Annotated in this window: 25 protein-coding genes; 16 read left to right on the top strand and 9 right to left on the bottom strand. The window is 35.7% G+C overall.

All coding sequences use genetic code 11. The features are described 5' to 3' along the window. The first annotated feature begins 20 nt into the window (after positions 1-20). The 4 genes from Q0941_RS05395 to Q0941_RS05410 all read left to right on the top strand — a co-directional run bounded on the left by Q0941_RS05395 (position 21) and on the right by Q0941_RS05410 (position 4699). Complete coding sequence (locus Q0941_RS05395; protein ID WP_299292077.1) at positions 21-1907, top strand: cell wall metabolism sensor histidine kinase WalK; 1887 nt, start codon at positions 21-23, stop codon at positions 1905-1907. A 239-nt stretch (positions 1908-2146) separates the two neighbouring features. After that, positions 2147-3568, top strand: coding sequence for a TldD/PmbA family protein (locus tag Q0941_RS05400; RefSeq protein ID WP_299292078.1), 1422 nt, complete (start codon positions 2147-2149; stop codon positions 3566-3568). Beyond that, a complete protein-coding gene (locus Q0941_RS05405) occupies positions 3568-4158 on the top strand; it encodes a uracil-DNA glycosylase (RefSeq protein ID WP_299292079.1) in 591 nt (196 codons plus the stop codon). The genes Q0941_RS05400 and Q0941_RS05405 overlap by 1 nt, the downstream gene beginning before the upstream one ends. Next, the gene (locus Q0941_RS05410) at positions 4142-4699 is read left to right on the top strand and encodes a DNA-3-methyladenine glycosylase (RefSeq protein ID WP_299292080.1); all 558 of its coding nucleotides are present in this window, start codon (positions 4142-4144) and stop codon (positions 4697-4699) included. The genes Q0941_RS05405 and Q0941_RS05410 overlap by 17 nt, the downstream gene beginning before the upstream one ends. Here the strand turns inward: Q0941_RS05410 and Q0941_RS05415 are convergent. Together Q0941_RS05415 and Q0941_RS05420 are read right to left on the bottom strand one after the other, a co-directional pair. Beyond that, on the bottom strand, positions 4696-5340 hold the full coding sequence (locus tag Q0941_RS05415; protein ID WP_299292081.1) for a VTT domain-containing protein: 645 nt from the start codon (positions 5338-5340) through the stop codon (positions 4696-4698). The two genes, Q0941_RS05410 and Q0941_RS05415, sit on opposite strands and share 4 nt — an antisense overlap. 65 nt (positions 5341-5405) lie before the next feature. Next, positions 5406-6932, bottom strand: coding sequence for a porin PorA family protein (locus Q0941_RS05420; protein ID WP_299292082.1), 1527 nt, complete (start codon positions 6930-6932; stop codon positions 5406-5408). Positions 6933-7074: 142 nt separating this feature from the next. Here Q0941_RS05420 and Q0941_RS05425 point away from each other — a divergent pair, with 142 nt between their 5' ends. Beyond that, positions 7075-7452 (top strand): hypothetical protein, encoded by a 378-nt coding sequence (locus tag Q0941_RS05425; RefSeq protein ID WP_299292083.1) that lies wholly within the window; start codon positions 7075-7077, stop codon positions 7450-7452. Between the two features lie 130 nt (positions 7453-7582). After that, complete coding sequence (locus Q0941_RS05430) at positions 7583-7870, top strand: hypothetical protein (RefSeq protein WP_299292084.1); 288 nt, start codon at positions 7583-7585, stop codon at positions 7868-7870. Here the strand turns inward: Q0941_RS05430 and Q0941_RS05435 are convergent, their stop codons facing one another. Then, positions 7871-8800, bottom strand: coding sequence for an ABC transporter ATP-binding protein (locus Q0941_RS05435; protein WP_299292085.1), 930 nt, complete (start codon positions 8798-8800; stop codon positions 7871-7873). A gap of 79 nt (positions 8801-8879) precedes the next feature. Here Q0941_RS05435 and Q0941_RS05440 point away from each other — a divergent pair, with 79 nt between their 5' ends. The 6 genes from Q0941_RS05440 to Q0941_RS05465 all read left to right on the top strand — a co-directional run bounded on the left by Q0941_RS05440 (position 8880) and on the right by Q0941_RS05465 (position 12390). Next, positions 8880-9392 (top strand): transcription elongation factor NusA, encoded by a 513-nt coding sequence (locus tag Q0941_RS05440; protein WP_367277474.1) that lies wholly within the window; start codon positions 8880-8882, stop codon positions 9390-9392. 9 nt (positions 9393-9401) lie between these two features. Then, complete coding sequence (aspS, locus tag Q0941_RS05445; RefSeq protein WP_299292087.1) at positions 9402-10688, top strand: aspartate--tRNA(Asn) ligase; 1287 nt, start codon at positions 9402-9404, stop codon at positions 10686-10688. Positions 10689-10742: 54 nt separating this feature from the next. Next, positions 10743-10991: a hypothetical protein gene (locus Q0941_RS05450; RefSeq protein ID WP_299292088.1), complete on the top strand. Its 249-nt coding sequence runs from the start codon at positions 10743-10745 to the stop codon at positions 10989-10991. 214 nt (positions 10992-11205) lie between these two features. Next, positions 11206-11562: a hypothetical protein gene (locus Q0941_RS05455; RefSeq protein ID WP_299292089.1), complete on the top strand. Its 357-nt coding sequence runs from the start codon at positions 11206-11208 to the stop codon at positions 11560-11562. A 149-nt stretch (positions 11563-11711) separates the two neighbouring features. Continuing rightward, entirely contained in the window at positions 11712-11852 is a 141-nt protein-coding gene (locus Q0941_RS05460; protein WP_299292090.1) for a hypothetical protein, read from the top strand. A 139-nt stretch (positions 11853-11991) separates the two neighbouring features. Further along, the gene (locus Q0941_RS05465; RefSeq protein WP_299292156.1) at positions 11992-12390 is read left to right on the top strand and encodes an HTH domain-containing protein; all 399 of its coding nucleotides are present in this window, start codon (positions 11992-11994) and stop codon (positions 12388-12390) included. A 61-nt stretch (positions 12391-12451) separates the two neighbouring features. Here Q0941_RS05465 and Q0941_RS05470 read toward each other — a convergent pair whose 3' ends face one another. After that, positions 12452-13477, bottom strand: a complete 1026-nt coding sequence (locus Q0941_RS05470; RefSeq protein WP_299292091.1) for a hypothetical protein — start codon at positions 13475-13477, stop codon at positions 12452-12454. Positions 13478-13568: 91 nt separating this feature from the next. Here Q0941_RS05470 and Q0941_RS05475 point away from each other — a divergent pair, with 91 nt between their 5' ends. The 4 genes from Q0941_RS05475 to Q0941_RS05490 are packed head-to-tail and all read left to right on the top strand — an operon-like array spanning position 13569 to position 15803. Beyond that, a complete protein-coding gene (locus tag Q0941_RS05475; protein ID WP_299292092.1) occupies positions 13569-13967 on the top strand; it encodes a hypothetical protein in 399 nt (132 codons plus the stop codon). After that, positions 13964-14404 (top strand): CBS domain-containing protein, encoded by a 441-nt coding sequence (locus Q0941_RS05480; protein ID WP_299292093.1) that lies wholly within the window; start codon positions 13964-13966, stop codon positions 14402-14404. The genes Q0941_RS05475 and Q0941_RS05480 overlap by 4 nt, the downstream gene beginning before the upstream one ends. Beyond that, positions 14404-14805 (top strand): hypothetical protein, encoded by a 402-nt coding sequence (locus Q0941_RS05485; RefSeq protein ID WP_299292094.1) that lies wholly within the window; start codon positions 14404-14406, stop codon positions 14803-14805. Before Q0941_RS05480 ends, Q0941_RS05485 begins: the two co-directional genes overlap by 1 nt. Next, a complete protein-coding gene (locus tag Q0941_RS05490) occupies positions 14802-15803 on the top strand; it encodes a hypothetical protein (protein ID WP_299292095.1) in 1002 nt (333 codons plus the stop codon). The genes Q0941_RS05485 and Q0941_RS05490 overlap by 4 nt, the downstream gene beginning before the upstream one ends. Positions 15804-16055: 252 nt before the next feature. Here the strand turns inward: Q0941_RS05490 and Q0941_RS05495 are convergent, their stop codons facing one another. The 5 genes from Q0941_RS05495 to ilvB are packed head-to-tail and all read right to left on the bottom strand — an operon-like array spanning position 16056 to position 21685. After that, positions 16056-17069: an isocitrate/isopropylmalate dehydrogenase family protein gene (locus tag Q0941_RS05495; protein ID WP_299292096.1), complete on the bottom strand. Its 1014-nt coding sequence runs from the start codon at positions 17067-17069 to the stop codon at positions 16056-16058. 45 nt (positions 17070-17114) lie between these two features. Further along, positions 17115-17951, bottom strand: a complete 837-nt coding sequence (locus Q0941_RS05500; RefSeq protein ID WP_299292097.1) for a hypothetical protein — start codon at positions 17949-17951, stop codon at positions 17115-17117. Between the two features lie 13 nt (positions 17952-17964). Then, positions 17965-19482, bottom strand: a complete 1518-nt coding sequence (locus tag Q0941_RS05505; RefSeq protein WP_299292098.1) for a 2-isopropylmalate synthase — start codon at positions 19480-19482, stop codon at positions 17965-17967. Then, entirely contained in the window at positions 19483-19965 is a 483-nt protein-coding gene (ilvN, locus tag Q0941_RS05510) for an acetolactate synthase small subunit (RefSeq protein ID WP_299292099.1), read from the bottom strand. It abuts the gene before it with no gap. Positions 19966-19975: 10 nt separating this feature from the next. Next, positions 19976-21685: a biosynthetic-type acetolactate synthase large subunit gene (gene ilvB, locus Q0941_RS05515; RefSeq protein ID WP_299292100.1), complete on the bottom strand. Its 1710-nt coding sequence runs from the start codon at positions 21683-21685 to the stop codon at positions 19976-19978. Positions 21686-21750: the final 65 nt, after the last annotated feature.

The following is a 21750-nucleotide window of genomic DNA, read 5'->3' on the forward strand; positions in this document are numbered from 1 at the left end:
CCTTGTTCAGTCATTTTGATATGAAGCTCCTGAGTAAGGCATACCTACTGATAGCTATACTTATTGGAGCTGCAGCAGTCAATCTTTTGTTATTTTATACAGATAGTAATTCACAGACAACCCAATCATATTCAATCATCAGAGTTGGCGACGTTAAAGTATCAGCTGAATCAATTTCATCACTAGCTACATCAGTTGCAAGTGGAAATGAACAAGACAAAACAATTCTTGATGAAAAAATTACAGATGTAGAAACGATGATTGGAATAATCAAAACAGGTGGAACATTCAATGACTTGACATTAGAAAGAATCCCAGATTCCTTAGTAGATGATCATCGTAATTTATCAAATTCATGGGAAGCATATAGAGATGCAGCAAATGAAGTTGAAACAACATTGCTTTTAGATCCTGAAGCTGAAAAAGCACAGTTAGATGTTTTAGATAAAAACAGTGAGTTAATCATCCTTACAGTAAACATGGAAAGAGAGTTTGAAAACTTGGGAAGAGAATACAACCGACATAAACAAATTTCAATTGACTTGGTAGAATGCGCCAAAGCAATTGGAGAGCAGACTCTTCTGCTTTCTAGTGGAAACGAACAAGCAGTTCAAGAAAAACTAGGAGAAAAGAGGTTACAATTTGAAATTAGTATAAGAAAATTATTACAAGTTCCAACTAATGACTTGGATGTAGCAAGCGTAGGAATGGAGCATGAAGAATTAATCGAATTATCACGTGAGAATTCCAGTGCACTGAGACAGATTGATCCATTATGGGAATCCATGAGTGTGAAAGTGCAAATTTTAGAAGAAAAGGGATTATTTTCTTCTGAATACGATTCAGCAAATGACAAGATGATCCAACAAAAAGAAATCTTCTATGCAGATATTGATACCATCATCCAAGATTGGACACAAGAAATTTCAAAACAAGGTTCAGAAGAACAAACAATCATTCAGATTATTCTTGTTGTAGATATTGCAGTATTCTTCTTGGTATTGTTTGTAATTAGACAATCTTTGACTCCTTTAGGCTCAATTATTCAAGCAATTGCAAGAGTTAGGGAAGGAGTTTACGGTGAGAAAATCGAATACACTGGAACTGACGAAGTAGGACAATTAGTTAACGACTTTAACGTAATGTCAAACACAATTAAAGAGAAAGAGGAAGAGGCAAAGAAAACAGATATTGCAAAAGATGAATTTCTTGCAATGATTACACACGAACTAAAAACACCTCTTGTTCCAATTCAAGGATATTCAGACATTTTACTTGGTGAGCATTTAGGAAAACTAACAGACAAACAAAGAGAAAGAATCGGAATCATCAAAACCAGTTCTGAAACATTGCTTGCAATTATTTCAGATTTGCTTGATGCACAAAAATTAGAATTAGGACAATTAAAGATGAAAAAAGAAAATAAAAATATCAAAGAGACAATTGATAAGGCAATTCAAACGCTAATTCCTGAAGCCGCAAAATCAAATATTCAAATTTCATCAAATGCCATAGATGTTACAATTGATCATGACGCAGATAGAATCGCTCAAGTGATTACTAATTTAATTAAAAATAGTTTGATTGCAGTAGAACCAGAAACAGGAAAGGTAGAAGTACTCATGGAAGATTCTCCAACTGAAGTAAAAATTAGTGTCAAAGATAATGGTGTAGGAATTCCATCTGAAAAACAAACAGACTTGTTTAAGAAATTCTACCAGGTAGATGCAACACTAACTAGAGAAAGAGGAGGAAGTGGATTAGGTCTAGCAATCTGTAAAGGTATTATCGATAATCACTTGGGAGAAATTTCAGTGGACAGTGTGCCAAATCAAGGGGCCACATTCACATTTACAATTCCAAAAAATCCTAGCACCTCTACAGGCAGCCCAGTAGGTTCTGCTTAAAGAAAACAAACTCTCAGAACTAAAATTTCTCACTCTAGAAGAAAAATGGGGTTATTGAGATGAGAGATTATGCAGCACAAAAACGAGGAATTTTACCAAAATTGCTCAGAATACTTTGAATTTCTAAGGAAAAAAGGTAGTACGGACTATGAATTTGAGGATGAATACTACTTTACAATGCCTGCAATCTCAAGTCAGTAGGCCAGAAGATTTAGGAATGTGATAATTTTCTACTATTTGTGGATAATTCAATTTTAGACTATGCTGATAAAACAATACAATTTGCTCAAGATTTAGGGGTTCAGTATTGTGATGTCAGAGCAGAAGATCAAACTCTAAAATCAGTACTAATTGAAAACCAATCAGTTGAACATACTAGAGAATCAAATGATGTTGGATTAGGAATCAAACTGATAAAAAATGGGGCATGGGCATTTTGTTCAATTACAAATCCTGAATCATGGGAACAAGTTAAAGATAAAATTTCTGAAACTGTAAAAAATGCACAGCATTATGGAGAAAATAAACAAAACAAAATTAGACTTTCACCAAACAATTCAGATAAAATTACAATAGACTATCCAGTGATAAATGAGCCAAATTTAGAAGAGATTACAAAATTAGGATTCGAATGCAGTAAAATTATTTCAGACACACCTAGAATAATCAAATCAATAATTCATCCTTGGTTTATGAAAAGCTCAAAATATTTTGTAAATACAGAAGGTGCAAAAATTTTGCAAAACTTTACAGATGTCGTAATGGATATGAATGCAATATCACATGAATCAGGATTAACGCAATCAGTAAACATTACGGAAGGAGGAAGAGGAGGAATAGAACAAATCACAGAAAATAACAAAATTCAAACGGTTGCAAAAGAGATTTCTCAGAAAGCATCACAGCTAATTGATGCAAAACCTGCTAAAGAAGAAAAAACCACAGTAGTAATGAATCCAGATTTTGTTGCATTGTTAACTCATGAGATTTTAGGACACCCATCTGAAGCTGACCGAGTTTTAGGAAAAGAGATGGCATGGGCTGGAGGTGCATGGTGGAAAGGAAAAAGAGGAGAGAAAATAGGCTCAGAACATCTAACAGTTTTTGATGATCCTACAATTGAGCAAAGTCTTGGGTGGTATCAGTATGACGATGAAGGAGTAAGAACAAAGAAAACTACCCTAGTTGAGAATGGATATCTCAAAGAGCATATGCAAAATAGAGAGACTGCAGAGATTTTTGATTCAATTCCTACCGGAAACATGAGGGCAACTAGTTACAGATTCATGCCTCTAATCAGGATGGCTTGCACATGTATTGCACCAGGGAAATACAATCCTGAAGAGATGATTAAAGATGTCAAAGACGGATACTATATCTCAAACATGAAAATCCCTTCAATTGATATGAAAAGATTCAACTGGAGTATATCTGCGCAATATGCACAAAAAATTGAAAACGGGGAATTGACAGATTTGAAAAGAGATATCATTGTTACAGGAGTTGCCCCAGAATTTTTTGAATCAATTGATGCATGTGGAAAGGACTTTACTGTCAGACCAATTACAAACTGTGGAAAAGGAGATCCAATGCAATCAATGATAATGGGAAATGGTGGGCCAACAATAAGAGGAGTTGCAACAGTCAAGAGTGTGAACTAATGAGTAAATTAGAAAAAATCAAACAACAAGTAGTAGAATGTACAAAGTGTGATCTTTGCAAAACTAGAACAAATTCTGTTCCAGGTAAAGGAAATTTCAAATCAGATGTAATCTTTGTGGGAGAAGCTCCAGGACGAAATGAAGATAAAAATGGAGAGCCATTTGTGGGAGCTGCAGGAAAAAGATTATCATCTGCACTAGAAGAAATAGGAGTTACACGAGATTCAGTATACATTACAAATGTTGTAAAGTGCAGACCACCTAACAACAGAGTTCCAAATACTACTGAGAGAAGCACCTGTGTTGACTATCTAAACCAAGAAATTGCAATAATTGAGCCTGAAATAATCTGTATTCTAGGAAATACAGCATTTAATTCAATTTTAGGAGGCTCAGAGATTACAAAGTATAGGGGCAAAGTTGTAAGAAAAGACAATCAATTGTATTTTCTGACAGTTCACCCAGCAGCTACCATTTACAATCAAGAATTAATCAAAGTGCTAAATGGAGATATTGCCAAGCTATTCTACACCATAGCACAACTAAAAGAAGGAAAAAAAGTAACTGTAGACATTGAATACTCTTCCTAGGGAATTTTATCTCAAAGATACAGTAACGGTAGCAAAAAAACTACTAGGTAAAAGAATCATTAGAAAGATTGGAAGAACAGAGATTTCAGGAATAATTACTGAAACTGAAGCCTATAGACACAAAGATGATCCTGCAAGTCATGCTCATAGAAGCATTACTGAGAGAAACAAGGTAATGTTTGGAGAAGTTGGAATTTCTTATGTCTATTTCACATATGGAATGTATTATTGCTTTAATGTTGTAGCTAAAAACAAGAAAACTAAAGCAGGGGCAGTTTTGATTCGTGCAATTCATCCTGAAAAAGGACTCAAGACAATGCAAAAAAATAGAAAGCAAGATAATTTGAAAAATCTAACAAACGGTCCTGCTAAACTTACTCAAGCATTACAAATTACAAAAGAACAATATGGTTTGGACTTAACAAATGATTCAAAATTATACATTACAGAAGGAATTGACAAAAAGAAAATTATTTCATCACCTAGAATTGGAATTAAAGAAGCAACAGACAAGTTGTGGAATTTTAAAATAGAAATTTAATCGTCCTTGTCATCAGGATTGTTTTCATCCAGAGTCCAAGGGGCAAACCTTCCCAAGATTCTTTGCCAATCTAGCCTCAAAAGTAAGACTACAACTGCAGTCATTGATGCGCCAAATACTATAATTCCAATGTAAATTGGTGTTGCATCATCAATGTTTTCAATAAATGGTTCTACCAAGGATAAACCAAGATAGTGAGATACAAAGACAATAGTATAACTTAGAACAAATTTTCCAGTTAATGTTGCAATGAAAAATCTTTTTGGATTATACTTTGCCAATCCTAATGGAACATAAACCAAATCATCTGGAATTGGAGTTGCTGCTGCAAAGAATGCTGCTCCTGCACCATATCTCTTTACAAGTCTTTCAAAAGGTCTCATTCTTTTTCTTGTCTTTTCATTAATGATTTTTCGTCCCCCATAACTAACAAAGAAGATTATTTGTTTTGCAATAGTTGCAGATACTGCTGATAAAATTGCTAACACATGCAAGTCAAACTTGTCACCAACTGACATTGTAGCTAAAAGTAAGAATCCTGGTAATGGGACAAAAGGAACTAGAGAACCAAAAAAGTTCACAAGTGCTAGACTAAGATAGCCCACTTCCGGGGCAAATGGAAATAGGTCAGCAAAATCCACAAGAAAACTATTTTCTGGCTTTATTTAATTAAAATGAATTTTTACAGGCTGGAATTTTTAGAAAATTATTCATCTGGAATTGAGAAATTAAATTTGGAACCCTTCTTGAATTCTTTATCAAGCCAGATTTTTCCACCATGAGCCTCAACAATTCCTTTACAAACAGACAATCCTAGCCCAGTTACTGAATGTTTTACGTGATCAGGTGTCTTTAGTTGTTGGAATGAATCAAAGATTTTTTCAGATTCCTCAATTGGGATTCCAACTCCATTGTCCTCAACAGAGATTATAGTTTCAGAATTCTCATGTTTTGCAGAAACAACAATTTCACCATCTGATTCAGATACAAAATCAATAGAATTTTTCACCAAATTAGATAGAACTTGTGAGAGACGCTTTTGATCAGCTGAAACTGTCCAAGTATCAGTTAGGCGTAAACGCAATTGAACATTTTTCTCACCTGTAAATGGTCTGACACTCTCCATAGCATTTTCAAGATATTTTTTGATATCAAAGGTGGTTTTAGAAATGTGGATTTTGTTGAGATCAATCTTGTTGATATCAGCAAAATCAGATAACAAGTCGTCAATTTGGTGACTAGTAGTTCGAATTTGTTGAATTCTTTTTCTTTGATGATCCGTTAATGGATTTTTCTCATCTTCCATCAAGAGAATATCAGTCAAGTTAGAAACTACACCAAGTGGATTTTTAATTTCATGATTAATCATGGAAACTAGTTCGTTTTTCTTATCACCAGTTTCTAGTAATTCAACAACTTCTTGTTTTGATTTTGATACTTTAGATTGAATTAAGAGTGTTGTTGCAATACTTGCAGTAATTACACCAATTATAATTGGAATAATGTTATAATAGATATTAAAGAGAGATTTGAAACTAGTTGCTTTTTGAACATGAATGGTTTGAGAAAAATCTGTAGGGCTATCATATGCATCTAAAATAACTACTTTTTCCCCATCAATTATTGCATAGTCAGTAAATTTTTCATTAAATGAAACTTCAATGCCAGTTACTGGTTCAATAAAGTTTGTTGCAGAATAATCTTCATAAATTGTATGCCCAATATCAGGATATACATCAGATATGTCAAACGTGGTTTCTCCATAAAATTCGTAAACTTCTAATCCATCAATCTCAGTGACACCTACAAAATTATAATTCATTACGGCTCCACCAACATCATAAACTTCATAATTTTTTTGTTCAAGGTTTGTAGGGAACATGAAATGTCCAGGTTTATCCAAATATTCTCTTGTGACTTTATTTACGGGCTCATCAAATTCGGTAACCCAAAGAGATTCTTCAGTTAGAAGATCTTTGTAATCATATTTTGTATGCATTAGAGCATAATTACCATTTGTTTCTTTTACCTTTGAAGTCCAAATGAACACCATTTTAATGGGCTCAGAAAGTGGATCGCCAACATTTTCAGCTATCTGAATATATCCAAAATTTTCATCAGAAACTTCAATGATTTCAGGAGCGTTAGTAACTTCTGGAACTATAACTAAAAGCCACAGCAACATTACTACAGTACCTCCACCAATAACTGACGCTAATGTCGCCTTTCCCATGCTAAAATTCTCTTAATTTTGCTTAAAACTAGTTATTTGTAACATTTGATTACACATCTGGCCATAATTTTTAGATCTGAGACTAGTTTTTGGGCAGAAAAAAGACACTATCATTAAAATATCATATTTTCAGAGTCTAGGCATGACAAATGCAAACATGGAAGAGATTTGTGAGAAAATTTCTGCAATTAGCCCTTACATTAGATTTGTAGGTGTAGTTGGAGAGACCGGAGATTTGCTTGCATACAAGAGAAGAGCAGATTTGGTTCCATTACTAGATGAAAAAAATACAAAGTATCAATTCTCACATATTGCAATAAAAACAGATTTGGAAGGATTTTTTGATAAAAATCTTGGAGAAATCGAATTTGTCTGGGAAGAGCGCAAAAAGGTTCAGACCATCTCATTTGCAATTGGAAAATCCAGAGTCTGGATTTCAATTGATAAAAAAGTAATCAGATCTGAAATGCTACGTATCATTGATGCATGTTTGCCTGTAGTCAAAGAATTTTCTGAATAATTTTGAAATGCCCATACTGTGACATTGATTTGGATTCGCTATCCATGACTGATGGTCTAAAACATGTACTAGAACATAAAAAAGAAAATCAGAATTAACTTTTTTTAGAAACCATTATCGATAATAGACATTGGAAGAGCCAGATGAAATTCAAAAATTAATTGATGAGATTAGTTTTAGAAAATCAAATTCCAAAGACTATCAAAACATGAAGATTGAAGACATTAGTAGAGAACTACAAGATGTGATGAAGTTTGAACAAGAATCATTTAAGAAAATTGAAGAGTTTGAAAAATCAGAACATAATCCAGAGATTACACAGTATGCAAAGATGATTTGTTCAAACACTACACAAAGAGAGATTGCAGAAATTCAAGAAATTTATTTGAAAAAGATAGACAAAGAATATCTGAAATAATTATTCATACAGCCAGCATCTAACATATCCAGTTTCAGTTTTAAATTTAGGTGGAAGTTGTTTACATTTTTCAATTGCTTGAGGACATCTATCAATAAATCGGCATTGTGTTGGCTCTTCTAGTAAACTTGGTGGAATCCCTTTGATGTACTTTGGTGTGTTTCCCTTTAGAGTTGGGATTGATTCAAGTAATCCTTGGGTGTATGGATGCTTTGGGTTTTTGTAAACTTCTTCAGATGATCCAAGCTCTACAATTTCTCCCCCATACATTATTCCAACAACGTCTGAAATTTCAGATAATACTGCCAAATCGTGCGTAATTAGCATAAAAGACATGCCATCTTTTTTGAGTTTTTTTAGCAAATTGATTATTTGAGCTTGAATCAAGACATCAAGTGCAGTTGTTGGCTCATCAGCAATGACAAACTTTGGTTTTAGTAAAAGTGCCATTGCAATAATTACACGCTGTTTCATTCCGCCACTTAGCTCATGAGGATATTTTTTGAGAACTATAGCATCCAAGCTAACTGAATCCATTGCATCAGCTATTACTTTTTTTGAATCACCTGAGAAATTGTGTTGTTTTAGAATCTCTTCGAATTGTTCTTGTATTGTAAATACTGGGTCCAGTGAATTCATTGCACCTTGAAATACCATAGATATTTTCTTCCATCTGTATTCATCATCAAACTTTGATTCATCCATGTCAAGGATTGATTCACCTTCAATTGAGATCTCACCAGTGGCTGTTCCTCCTGAAAGCATTCTGATTATTGATAGTCCCAAAGTACTCTTACCACATGCACTCTCTCCTGCAATTCCAATTGATTGACCTTCTTTTAGAGTAAAATCAACATCATCAACTGCATATACAGGACCATTTGTAGAGTTGTACTTTGCAGATAGTCCTTTGACTGTAAGAAAATCCATAGTTTTGTTGGAATAGACTAGAATTTTTGTTTTGCACTAAGGGATATAAACAACATATTGAGAATATCTAAAGTCGATTATGGATTTACCAATTTGTGGCTTTTGTGCAAAGAATGCTAGTCTGTGTCCAATGTGTGAGAAAAAGGTCGAGGAAGGAATTCTAACACAGGCAGACGTTGATGCATCAATTACTCTTGCAAATATTGCAAAGACCACAAATGAGATTAAAGATTTTACTTTATACTCTTGCAAGGAATTTGATGGAAACTATGTTCTGTCTTTGGCCAAAAACGATATTTTGACTATACGCCAAAGTAGAACTTTGTACAGACTGCTACAGGAGCAATTCAAGGGCAAAATATGGCTAGTAGAGGCTGATGAAACTGACAAGCGATTCATCGAGGACTTGTTTTTCCCAACCAAAATACTATCAATTAATTCAGTTTGGGCCCCTGGAGGAGTTCAGAAAACTAAAGCAGTAGTTTCAGGTAAATGGACTCCGAGATTTCCAATTGATACTGAAAAAGTAGTTGCCATTGTTAAAAATGCCCGAAACCTTGACATTGAGATAGAATTTGAGGATAAGAAATAGGGGATTGTTATGGTTTTTGTAAAGACTCACGATATCAATGAACTAACAGCTGACTTGATTGGAAATCAAGTTGTTCTTGGTGGATGGGTAGAAGATTTTAGAAAACTAGGTAAAATGTCATTTATCACTTTACGTGATGTTACAGGAATCTCTCAAGTAATTGTAAAGGGGGAACTCAATGACAACTTGGGTGAGATAAATCGTCAAAGTGTTGTAGCTGTTAAAGGAGTAGTTCAAGAAACCAAAGCACGTGATTTTGCTTTTGAGATTAAAGCAGACGAAATTGATGTGTTAGGTAAAGCAGTTCATCCATTGCCAGTTGATCCTATCGGTAGAGTTGAAAGCAATATCGATACTCGATTGAATCATCGTGCACTAGACATGAGAAACCAGAAAACAGCTTCTATCTTCAAGTTACGTCATCATGTTTTACAATCACTAAGAAAAACTTTGGCTGAGAAAAAATTTATCGAAATTACAACTCCAAAGATTATTGGCTCAGCTAGTGAAGGTGGCGCCAATCTGTTTTCATTGGAATACTTTGGACAGACTGCATACTTGGCACAATCTCCACAATTGTACAAAGAACAGATGACAATTGGATTGGAGCGAGTCTTTGAGATTTCAAACTTTTATCGTGCTGAGAATTCCCACACAGGAAGACACTTGTCTGAATTTACCAGTATTGACATTGAAGCAGCATTCATGGACTACAATGATGTCATGGATGTGCTAGAATCACTTGTCTTGAATGTCTACAAGGATACTTCAGAAAACTACAAAGCAGAGCAAGAAGTAATCGGTCATACCATAGAAGTTCCAAAATCACCATTTGACAGAGTAACATACTCTCAATGTGTTGAAGAATTGAAAAGTGCTGGTGAGAAAATTGAATTTGGTGATGATTTGTTAGATTCACACCTCAGAATTATTGGGGATAATCACCCAGGATTCTTCTTCTTAACTGACTGGCCAATGAAACTCAAACCATTTTACATTAGAGAAAAAGACGAAGACCCAGAGCTATCACGCTCATTTGACTTGCAGTTTGGATATTTGGAGTTGTCATCTGGTGGAACCAGACTACACAATCCTGATACTCTCAAAGCACGTCTAAAAGAACAAGATTTAGACCCTGCACAGTTCCAAGATCATCTAAAGACCTTTGATTGGGGAATGCCACCACATTCAGGTTGGGGAATGGGATTAGATAGACTGATGACCACATTAATTGGAATTGATAATGTCCGTGAAGTTGTGTTATATCCAAGAGATCCAGACAGACTGAAACCTTGAGTTTTGTGATAGAGTAGATTCAAATTTTTATTGTGTAATAGTTTGGAATAATTTGTGATAGAGCAAGAAGACGCAAAAAAAGTAGTCGAAGTAATTGGAAATAATCTGATTGGAGTCTCACATGATTCAAACAGTTTTTCAAAATTGCCAGATAATTTTTGGGGATATTTTGCAAGAGGTCATGACACAAAGGGGAACTTTGGTGTAATTGTTACCTATTCAGAAGACGGAAAAGACGTTGATGAATTAATCAAAATGTACGAAGAATGGGCAGCAAAACACAAGGGTAATGATTCAGAATAGAAAGTTATTTTGTATCTAACAATAGTTTTCTGTAACCTTGGCACTCTTTGCAGATAGGCTTTCCTTTGTATTTTGGATTACCGTCTTTGATTTTTAGGGTACCCGCGACTAGTTTACAGATGCAGCACTTTGACATTAATTGAAATGATAGTTGTGTGGCTAATAAATTTACAATTTGAATAAAAGATAAATTCAAAGAATCAGATCTTGTATTGTGCACCAGTGTGATTACTGCGGTTCTGCATTTGGAGAGAGAATCTGTTATTTTTGTGAGAAAACAGTCTGCACTAATTGTATGGTAGATGACAGAACTAGGTGTAAGGAATGCTATATTCAGAAACGTCGCCTGTCTTGGCAGCAGCTAGTAAAGAAAAACAAGTTGATTCTTGTGTTTGCTGGGTTTTTGTGGCTGTATGCAGTGTTTCCAGGACCATTGATTCCGGGATTGGATCCAGGATTTTATGCAATATCAATAGTTGCAGCTGTTCTGATAATGATTCCACTGAGCTTTGTGATGTTTTTCTGGTCACTTAATCCACCAACGTCTGATGCTCGAAAGAAGAGAAAATAGCTAAAAATCAAGTTTTTTGCACACTTTGTTGTTTAACAAAAATTTCTCAGTTCATTCCATGGATGCAAATCATGAGACGTTTTTGTGGATTGTAAGAAATCAGAAAGAATTACACGACAAATATATCAATAAAATTTCTAACTAGATTAATGAAAACAGAACAAGAAGTTGCAGAATATAGAAAAGAAATAGAACAAAGATTGGTAAATGCACCATCTGAAGATGCTATGAAATACTATCAGGGTGTTTTACGTGCATTAGAATGGATGGTAACAGGACAAGATGTTTGATTTATCCACATTCAATTCAAAATGAAATAAGAATCTCAAATAACGAATATTAAATAATAATTCAGCAAAGTTCGTTCAATTTGACACAGGGTGTATTATAATAGGCACAAAAAATGAGACACAAATCAGAAGAGAAAAAATTTACAGGTTACTCTTAATGGGATTGCCCAAAACAGAGATTGCAAAGAAGCTAGAAATTTCACGTTCTACTGTAATGAGAGATTTCAAACATCTCAAAGTAGAGATGAAAGAAAGAATCAGAGATATGGCAGGAGACAATGACTATCTTTTTGAACACATGACAGAGCTTGACAGACTAAATGATCTAATCCACAGCTTGTATGAACAAAGAGAAAATGCAACCAAGACATCAGAGGTCATTGCCATTAATCGAGCAATTGCAGATATCTCCTTCAAGAGATTTCAATTGCATGACCAAGCACCAATGGTCACATCATTTCATAAATTTGTAGAGGAGAACGTGAATAAGATAAAGAGTATCGAGAATCATCCAAACCATATTGGCTTTAAGCCTTAAAGGCTAGAAATTAATTAAATTTCAAGAACAGTGTTATCATTTTTTAATTTTTGAAAAGATACTAGTCATCTTGAAATTCAAACAGACACCACAGTGGTCTGTGATCAGAGATTGCCCACTTTGCATATGCCTGAAATCTCTTTGCGGCATTTTTCTTGTCTTCTTCTTCCAAGTCTTTCCAGAGTTTCTTGAAAACTGCATTATCCCATGAAAAAATGCCATAACCCTCAAGGGACATTTCCTCTGCAAATGGCTTTGCAATGACAAGCTGATCAAAGGTCATATCGTTTTTGATGTTAGAATAAGGTGTTAGATAGTCAGTATAGTCTACAGGTGAGAACGTCTTGTTTTTGATTTGCTTGAATACTTCGTCATCTTTTTTCATCGATGGTACATTCATGTCTCCAAGTATCAGAACATTTGGGGAAAAGACATAACCGTTCTTGTGGTTTGTCTTGGATGTGACCCACTTTACAAGAGAATAGATTTCAACAATCCTTCTTCTGAATTTTAAAATGTCATCTTCTTTTTCATCACCAAAATAGATGTGGCAGTTGTATGTAGAGAAGACAAAATCCTTGAAGACCCAGCTTGCAACATACGGATTTCTGTCAAAGCCTGAGAACCTGTGGATGCAAGGATCACAGTTCTCATCATGAAATGTCATTTTGTAAAATCTTCTATCTGATGGCGGAATGTCAAGCTCACCCACATGTGGAGTCAGTCCCAATTTTTTGTAATTGTATACATAGCAGAGTCGCTCCTTGTTTCCAGCAATGTCTGTAAAGAGCAAGTCATGGTCAGGTAAAAATTCCATCACCTCATAGATTCCGCTCAGATCAGAGTTTACTTCCTGAACTGCCACAAGATCAAAGGGCCTGAGGATTTCAGCAATCAGCTCATATGCTTTAGCATCTCTTTTTTGGCTGTCAAAGTTTGCAATGTTCCAGGTTGCACACAGTAGTTGGTTGCCTTTTGGTTTTGGAAGCTTGTAATCGCCATTGTCTTGCATGTCAATTATTGCTTTGAGTTCAGTGGCGTTCTTCCACTCAAAATCAATGTCTTTTGGTTTTGGAAATGGAGGCAATAAATTGGTGTGGTAGGAATCGCTTAAAACAATTTTGTAGAATTCTTAATAAATATGAAAGTAAGAGAGTAACAATATGTCATTTGATGCAATGCTGCTCCTGTCAGGGATATTTTTACAGTCCACTCCAGAGTCGCTGATAAACGGATGGCTTGTAGAAAACGCAAACAACGCTTCGGCAATAGTCGGTTCCTCCATTATGGGAATTGTTGGGTCTACTGCATATTTGGTTGCATCAAAGCTTGGATTTATCAAATTTAATTTCAACAAAAAATTTCAGGACATTGGGTATGGCCGTGCGTTTGGTTATTCCATGATTGGCGGAGCAGTTGCAACTGTCTTTCAGATTCCGGAGCTTCCAAACTTTATTCCAATCCAGTCATTTGTGTTGGGGATTACATGGCCATTATTGGTTGCGCAGTACACATCAAAGACAGAAAACACTCCTGAAAAAGACAGTTTGCTAAAAAGATTCACGTGGAAGAAATGAAGTTAGAAAAATTTGAAAAAAACAAAGTTGGTAAGATGTTAGAATACATCATAGAAAAGGGATCTGATAAGTTTACTGCACCATACAACATCAAAATTAAAGATGCAGGAAAACATATGGATAATGATTACGGGATATTGGCATTAACTGATCCAAGTAAAAAAGTGGTTCAAGTAATTTCAGAATCAGACATTAGAGATTTGCTCTCAAAGGGCATCTCATTGGATCCTACAGAAGAATTTGAGAAAACACTAAAGAGTGTAGCTGCCAGAGTCAAATACACACCAATTACAACAGACAGTACCATCAAAGAAGCAATAGATTTTGTAGTAGAAAACAAAGTGCAGAATTTAGTTGTGGTAGATGAGAACAGTAATTTTTACGGAGTCATTAACAAAGACAACCTAGTAAAAGCCATTGACGAGATTGTAGACTGATGCAGTTTGACCTGGTATTTTTTGTGCTTGGCGCATTTGCGGCATTTCTTTTGGATACCTTTTGGTGGGTAAAGCCTTCAATCAACAAGTATGAGAAAGGTGCTCTGAAAAACCACGAGCACTATCACTTCGGAATGGAATTGATTATCGTTGGAATAATTCTGATTTGGGTAGCAAACGAGTATTCAATTGAATTGTCAATTGTCTGGTCTGCACTGATTGGTGCAGGGTTTGGATTCATAATTGCAGAATGGCGCCAGATTGTAGAGCCCCACAAGGGAACAGTAACTCTTGGCCATCCATTTGCATATGGTTCGGACCACTACAGACAAAGCACACAGATAGGAGTAGTGATATTTGCAGTTATGATCGGACTGTTGATTTACGTGATGGTGCTATGAGCAAGTTTACAGTAGGCCTGAACCTTGCATGGATTGGACGAGACTATGACCATGACATTGGGACAAACATGACACGCGACCATGACAACGGCAACCACATTGCAGTACCATATGACTCGGCAGAGACTGAGAAAATAATTTCTGACATTTCTGGAATGGGTGTCAAGGTGGTAAGATTCTGGCTCTTTGAGAGATTTGAGGGGTTATCATTTGGCCCTACTGGAGAAGTGTTGGGGATAACAACTGACTTTTGGCACAATCTTCGCGACATGTGCAGTATCGCAAAAAGATACGACGTGAAATTTTATTTTTGTTTGATGGACACATGGGCCCTAACTGATTCAGGGGTTGCAGATTTTCGTGATCATTATGCTGCAATGATTAACGGAATAATTACGACACCTCCAAAGCGCCAGTCGTTTTTGAATGCAGTCTTTGAGATTCTAAATGATTCAGTAGTAAAGGAGACAGTCTGGGCAGTTGACGTGCTAAACGAGCCAGAGGGAATAGAACACGAGAAGATTCTTGGAGACAGGGGCGTTGCAACCAACGTTCACTGGGACCAGGTTATCCAGTACATCAATGACGCATGTCTTCAGATAAGACAAAACACCGGACACCGCGTCTCCTGCGGATTTCAGGAAAGCAAGCATGTCAAGAGATTCAGAGACGACATTTCAGACGCAGTTGACTTTTTTGACTTTCACAGGTATGATGATGCAGGAAGCCTTCCATCCCTTGATGACTTGGAGTTATCAAAGGACTGCATGATTGGAGAGTGCGGACAAAGTACTGAAGAAGTTAAACCGGAACTACAGAGAAGATGCATAGAGTCGTTTTTGCAAAACGCAAAGAGACTTGGATACTTTGCATGCATGCCGTGGCGCTATGGATACTCAGGATACACTGATGACTGGGACAGGTGGAACTTTGTTCTAAATGCAGACGGGACTCACAGACCGGTAGTTGATATTATTAGTAATTTTGGCGAAGAATGAATCTCTTGAAATTTGATCTAAAATCAAAAAATTGTCAGTCGTAAAATAAAGCTTTTAAAATATCCAAATTGCAAAATTCAAATTTTCAAACAGTGTACGGTTTGAAGCTGAACTAAAAGATATTGTTTTTAATAACATCATGACAATAATACTTCTATGACTGCAACAGTTGTGTTAAAGTTTGGTATTCAAAATGGCTTCAATGGACATATGCGTGAATCCATATGTTACACTTGATAAGTTTCAGAAAGATTAGAGATTGTCTGTAATTTTAGAGGTAAACTCAGTAGTAGATTTCTCCCCACCAATATCCTTAGTTTTCACACCTGATTTTACCAAATCAAAGATTGTTGATTCTAATTTTGCTCCAACTTCAATGCATTTTGAATCATTGTTCTTTGTTCCAAGCCAATCAAGCATCATCTTGATAGATAACAAAAATGATGAAGGATTTGCAATGTTTTTTCCTGCAATATCAAATGCTGCACCATGTACTGGTTCAAAGAGTGCAAAATTATCACCAATGTTAGCAGCTGGTGCCATCCCCAAACCGCCTACTACTTGAGAGGATTCATCAGACAAGATATCACCAAACAAGTTTGTAGTAACAACAACATCAAACTCTTGAGGTTGTCGAATCAAGTTCATTGCACATGCATCAACATACATTTGCTCAAATGAAATATCTGGATACTCTTTAGAAACTTCAGTACATGCTTTTGCAAACATTCCATCTGTAACTCTCATCACATTTGATTTGTGAACACAGGTTACTTTTTTCTTGTCATTTCTCATTTTTGCTGCTTCAAATGCATATTTTGCAATTCTTTTGGAAGCTTGCTCTGAAATTATTCTCAAAGCAACTGAAGAATCACCCAAGCTGAATTCTTTGCCAGTGTAAAGATCCTCAGTATTCTCACGAACAATTACCATATCAATATCATCACGTAAAGCAGGCATGTGCGGATAGGATTTTGCAGGACGAATGTTTGCATACAAATCAAGCATTCGTCGCAATACCACGATGACATCTGCAGCTGATTCTCCAACTGGTGCTTTCATGCATGCATCAGATGATTTGATAGTTTCAACTGTTTCATCAGGTAAAGCCTTGCCAGTTTCAGCTAATGCTTTGTCACCTGCAGATAATTTTGTAATATCAAATTTCAAATCTAATTTATCATGAATTGTTTCTAACACTGAAACTGCAGAATCTGACAATTCAGGACCAATTCCATCACCAGTAATTAATGAGATTTTGTACATAATTATTTCAAAGAGATTACATTAATGAGTTAATCGATAGGAATATCATAGAAAATTTGGATTGAAATGAAGACTTATTGCGACAATTATTCCACCCAAGCCAAGAATTATTCCTAAAATTTTAGCAGAGAGTGCTGAATTCTCAAAAAATTTGTTTTTTCTAAAAGCTTGCTTTTTTGGTATGCTCAAAAACGCATTCAATCGCTGTGCAGGAAGAAGTCTATCAGAAGTATCGGATAATGCATGAGTAATCAACTTGTCAACAACAGATATGTTTTCTGAAAAGAAATAAGATTCGATTTCTTGATGTCGATTAAATCTAATCCTCAAAGCTTCGATAAGATAATTATTGTAAATCTCCAAGGATTTTTTGTAAAATTTTAATTTTTTAATTTTCTCCGAAGACGAATATCCAATTTTAAAATGAATTATCATCTGTCCAAAATTATAATGAGGGAAAAATTGCAGTGCAATTAAGAGAATTGCAGAATAAACAAACGACCACATTGCTGCAGTTTTAAAATCATAATGAATCACGGCTAATGTACCCAAAGTATCGATATTTTGCTCAGTAACAGGATGGCCAAATTTCTCAAATTCCAAGATTATTCCATTTGACAAAATCAGAATGGAAATAACTAGCATTGATTTTATTATTTTTTTAGAATCAACAATTGTAGACATTTTTGGAATCGTTCCCTTGAATTGTACAAATACCTTGTAGAATTCAACAATATTCCAAATCAGCAACAAAAATCCAAGAGTGATTAGAATATTAGAAAAGAAATCATTTGGAGTTAAACTAGGAAGAAAAAACAGAACTAGTGGAATTATTGCAACATACGAAATTGGTAAAAACAGAAGATACTTTGTTTGTACCATATCAAAAATTATTCTAACTTACTTGTTTTTCTTGGAGCATCTTTTTGAGCATGATTCTGTTAATTGCATCAATGACTGCTTTAACTGAAGTAGTTACAATGTCTTCACCGACAGATTTTGCTGAAACCTTGTTTCCTGCAGGATCTTCTACTTTGACTGTAACCTCACATAATGCACCTGAACCACCAGAAATTGATGCCAATCTATAGTCTTTGATTCTAATCTCTGAAATCTTGCCAGTAATTTTTTGAATTGCATTTAGTGCTGCATCTACTGGACCTACTCCATAGTCAGTTCCAATATGATCCTGTCCATCTACATTGAGTTTTACAAATGCATAAGGCATCGTTCCAATTCCAGTAGAAACAGAGAATCCAGTTAACTGTACAATACGTTTGAGTTCTTTTTCACCTAAAACTTCACTTGCCATTGATAACAACTCAACATCTGTGATTTGTTTTCCTTGGTCACCTAACACCTTGACTTTTTCCAAGATTTGTTTTGCTTGCTCTTCAGTTGGTTTTACTCCATATTCTTCTAGCATTGCATTCATTCCGTGAACTCCTGCATGCTTTCCTACTTTGAGCCATCTCTTTCTTCCAACTAATTCAGGACTGATTGGCTCGTATGTCAATGGATTATTGAGTACACCATGAGTGTGAATACCTGATTCGTGACCAAATGCGTTTGCACCAACTATTGCCTTGTTTGGTTGAACAATAATTCCTACAGTTTTAGAGATGAATCGAGATACATCATAAATTAATTCAGATTTGATGTTTGTCTCATACTTTTGCTCATATGGCAAACATTTGAGTGCCATGGAAAGTTCTTCTAATGATGCATTACCAGCACGCTCTCCAATTCCATTAATTGTAACATGTGCACATGCTGCACCAACATGTATTCCTGCAAGTGCGTTTGCAACAGCTAACCCAAAATCATTGTGACAGTGAACACTAACTGGCAAGTTTGTAGCTTCAATAGTGTCTTTAGTAATTTGTGCCATGTATTCAGGAGTTGAATATCCTACAGTATCAGGAATGTTTACTCTATCAGCACCTGCTTTTGCAACTTCACCAAAAACCTTTTTCAAAAATTCTCTATCAGTTCTTGATGCATCTTCAGCTGAAAACTCTACTTGCAAGCCATGTGATTTTCCATACTCTACTGCTTCAATTGCTTTTTCTAATGCTTGCTCTCTTGTCATCTGGAGTTTGTGTTCGAGGTGAATGTCTGATGTCGCAATAAAAGTATGTACATAGTTTAATCCTGCATCAATTGCAGCATCAATGTCTTTTTTGATAGTTCTTGTTAATCCACAAATCTCTGATTGCAATCCAGCTGAAGTTATCATCTTTACTGCTTGCAACTCACCTTCTGAAATTACTGGAAAGCCTGCTTCTATGGCATCAACTCCCAATTCATCTAATTTTTTTGCAATTGCTAATTTTTGATCAGGAGATAATGAAACACCAAGTGTTTGCTCTCCATCTCTTAATGTTGTATCAAAAATTCTAACATTTGGCATTTAGGCCCCACTCCTTTGCAAAGCAGCAACACCGGTTCTAGCAACATCTAAAATGCCAAATGGTTTTGCCAATTCTTCAAATGCTTTGATTTGGTCAGGAGTAGCAGTCAATTCTACCATGATAGACTCTTTTTTGACATCATGGACTTTGCCTCCATATGCATTTGCCAATTCGTTTATCTTCATACTATCATTAGCATTACTGAGTTTTATCTTAAAAATACTAAGTTCTCGAAATACGGTTTTGTGCTCATCTAAGAGTTGAACATCCAAGGTATCAATCATTTTGTCTAATTGCTTGACTATTTGCTCTACTTGGTGCTGATCACCATAGGTTGTAATAGTCATTCTAGAATAATCAGGGTTCTCTGTAATTCCTACTGAGATGCTATCAATATTGAAATTTCTTGAACGAAACAAATGTGTAATCTTAAACAAGATACCTGGCTTGTTTTCAACTAAGATAGAAAGTATAGACCACATAATTGAACTCCTAAGATGGTAAGATCATATCAGAAAGTGATGTTCCAGGAGCTACAAATGGCAATACATCTTCTTCAGGATCAATTGGAATATCAATTACAGTTGCAACGTCACTACTCAATCCATCTTTGATTGCTTTGTCTAATTCATCCATGGATTGAGCTCTGATTCCTTGTGCACCATATGATTGTGCAAGTTTAACATAATCAGGACATTTTCCTTGGTCTACTCCAATCATTCTTCTATCATAGAAGGTTCTTTGCCATTGAGCTACCATTCCCAATGTGAAATTGTTTAACAAGAATACAATAACTGGAATGTCTTCTAACACAGCTGTTGCCAAAGAGTTTTCAGTCATACTGAAACTACCATCACCTGCAATGTCAACTACAGGAACATCAGGTCTTGCAACTTTAGCTCCAATTGCAGCTGGGAATCCCCAACCCATTGTACCTAATCCAGTTGAGCTAAAGAAAGTACCAGGTTGAATTACATCATAAAATAATGAAGCCCACATTTGGTGTTGTCCTACTTCAGTTGTAATTACAGATTCTTTAGGTAAGAGTTCTCTAAGTTTACGTAAAATTTTAGCTGCGCCCATTTCTCCTGGATGTAATTTGAGATTTTCTTTCCAGTATGCTTTGGTTTCCTTTACGTGTTTAATCCAAGGAGTCTCTTCAGTTTTCTTTACTGCTTGCTGCAAGAGTAATTTTACCATAATACGTAATGATGCTCTAACATCACCTACAACTGCAACTTGTGTGGTTTGGTTCTTTCCAATTTCAGCAGGGTCTACATCCATGTGGATAATCTTTAATCTCTTTTCAAATTCTTCAAATGTTCCTACAGAACGGTCTGAGAATCTTGTACCGATTGCCAATACACAGTCAGCTTCGGCCATAACTCTATTTGCTTCAGCATGTCCATGCATTCCAATAGGTCCTAATGATAATGGATGAGTTTCAGGGAAAGCACCCTTACCTTTGAAAGTAGTTACAACTGGCAACATCAAAGTTTCAGCTACTGCTTGCAATTCTGCAAATGCTGATGAAATGATTGTACCACCACCAGCTAAGATAACTGGTTTTTCTGCATGTAATAACATCTCAATTGCTTTTTTTACTGCAACAACATCAGGATCAGTCCATGGATGATATCCTGGAATTCTAAACTCATCTGGGAAATCCATTTCAGCTTCGTTAATCTGTACATCTTTTGGAATGTCAATTAGAACGGGACCAGGTCTTCCGGTTTCAGCAATGTAAAATCCTTTTTTGACTGCATCAGGAACTTCAGCTGCAGTTCTTGGTTGATATGCATATTTGATTGCAGGATTTGCCATTCCAAGAATATCACTTTCTTGGAATGCATCACGTCCAATCATGTTTACTGGAACTTGTCCTGTTACTGCTACCATTGGTGCAGAATCTGCTTGTGCAGTTGCAAGACCTGTCAAAATGTTAGTAGCACCAGGTCCTGATGTTGCAAAACATACACCAGGTTTTCTTGAAACTCTACCAAAGCCATCAGCCATATGAGCTGCAGACTGTTCATGTCTTACCAAGATGTGTCTAATGTCGCATCTTGCAAACTCATCATACATTGGAAGATTTGCACCTCCCGGTAAGCCAAATACTTGTTTGACGCCTTCTTTTTCCATAGCCGTCATCAAGGCTTTTGCACCAGTCATGGTGTCCAATTTTTTGTTCATCTTATTCATCAATTCAATCTCTCTCCATAATTTTAATGTCTAAATTTTAGGACGTACTTACAGTACTAGTAGAA

The sequence above is a fragment of the Candidatus Nitrosopumilus sp. genome (assembly GCF_028278985.1).
Classification (GTDB): domain Archaea; phylum Thermoproteota; class Nitrososphaeria; order Nitrososphaerales; family Nitrosopumilaceae; genus Nitrosopumilus.

What these genes read in the sequence shown, in the direction of transcription:
- Q0941_RS05395 (WP_299292077.1), top strand. Translation starts at nt 21, where the DNA reads ATGAAGCTCCTGAGTAAGGCATACCTACTGATAGCTATACTTATTGGA.
- Q0941_RS05505 (WP_299292098.1), bottom strand. Translation starts at nt 19,482, where the DNA reads ATGCCAAATGTTAGAATTTTTGATACAACATTAAGAGATGGAGAGCAA.
- Q0941_RS05440 (WP_367277474.1), top strand. Translation starts at nt 8,880, where the DNA reads ATGGATTTACCAATTTGTGGCTTTTGTGCAAAGAATGCTAGTCTGTGT.
- Q0941_RS05480 (WP_299292093.1), top strand. Translation starts at nt 13,964, where the DNA reads ATGAAGTTAGAAAAATTTGAAAAAAACAAAGTTGGTAAGATGTTAGAA.
- Q0941_RS05485 (WP_299292094.1), top strand. Translation starts at nt 14,404, where the DNA reads ATGCAGTTTGACCTGGTATTTTTTGTGCTTGGCGCATTTGCGGCATTT.
- Q0941_RS05435 (WP_299292085.1), bottom strand. Translation starts at nt 8,800, where the DNA reads ATGGATTTTCTTACAGTCAAAGGACTATCTGCAAAGTACAACTCTACA.
- Q0941_RS05405 (WP_299292079.1), top strand. Translation starts at nt 3,568, where the DNA reads ATGAGTAAATTAGAAAAAATCAAACAACAAGTAGTAGAATGTACAAAG.
- Q0941_RS05460 (WP_299292090.1), top strand. Translation starts at nt 11,712, where the DNA reads ATGAAAACAGAACAAGAAGTTGCAGAATATAGAAAAGAAATAGAACAA.
- Q0941_RS05425 (WP_299292083.1), top strand. Translation starts at nt 7,075, where the DNA reads ATGACAAATGCAAACATGGAAGAGATTTGTGAGAAAATTTCTGCAATT.
- Q0941_RS05495 (WP_299292096.1), bottom strand. Translation starts at nt 17,069, where the DNA reads ATGTACAAAATCTCATTAATTACTGGTGATGGAATTGGTCCTGAATTG.
- Q0941_RS05500 (WP_299292097.1), bottom strand. Translation starts at nt 17,951, where the DNA reads ATGGTACAAACAAAGTATCTTCTGTTTTTACCAATTTCGTATGTTGCA.
- Q0941_RS05475 (WP_299292092.1), top strand. Translation starts at nt 13,569, where the DNA reads ATGCTGCTCCTGTCAGGGATATTTTTACAGTCCACTCCAGAGTCGCTG.
- Q0941_RS05420 (WP_299292082.1), bottom strand. Translation starts at nt 6,932, where the DNA reads ATGGGAAAGGCGACATTAGCGTCAGTTATTGGTGGAGGTACTGTAGTA.
- Q0941_RS05490 (WP_299292095.1), top strand. Translation starts at nt 14,802, where the DNA reads ATGAGCAAGTTTACAGTAGGCCTGAACCTTGCATGGATTGGACGAGAC.
- aspS (WP_299292087.1), top strand. Translation starts at nt 9,402, where the DNA reads ATGGTTTTTGTAAAGACTCACGATATCAATGAACTAACAGCTGACTTG.
- ilvN (WP_299292099.1), bottom strand. Translation starts at nt 19,965, where the DNA reads ATGTGGTCTATACTTTCTATCTTAGTTGAAAACAAGCCAGGTATCTTG.
- ilvB (WP_299292100.1), bottom strand. Translation starts at nt 21,685, where the DNA reads ATGAATAAGATGAACAAAAAATTGGACACCATGACTGGTGCAAAAGCC.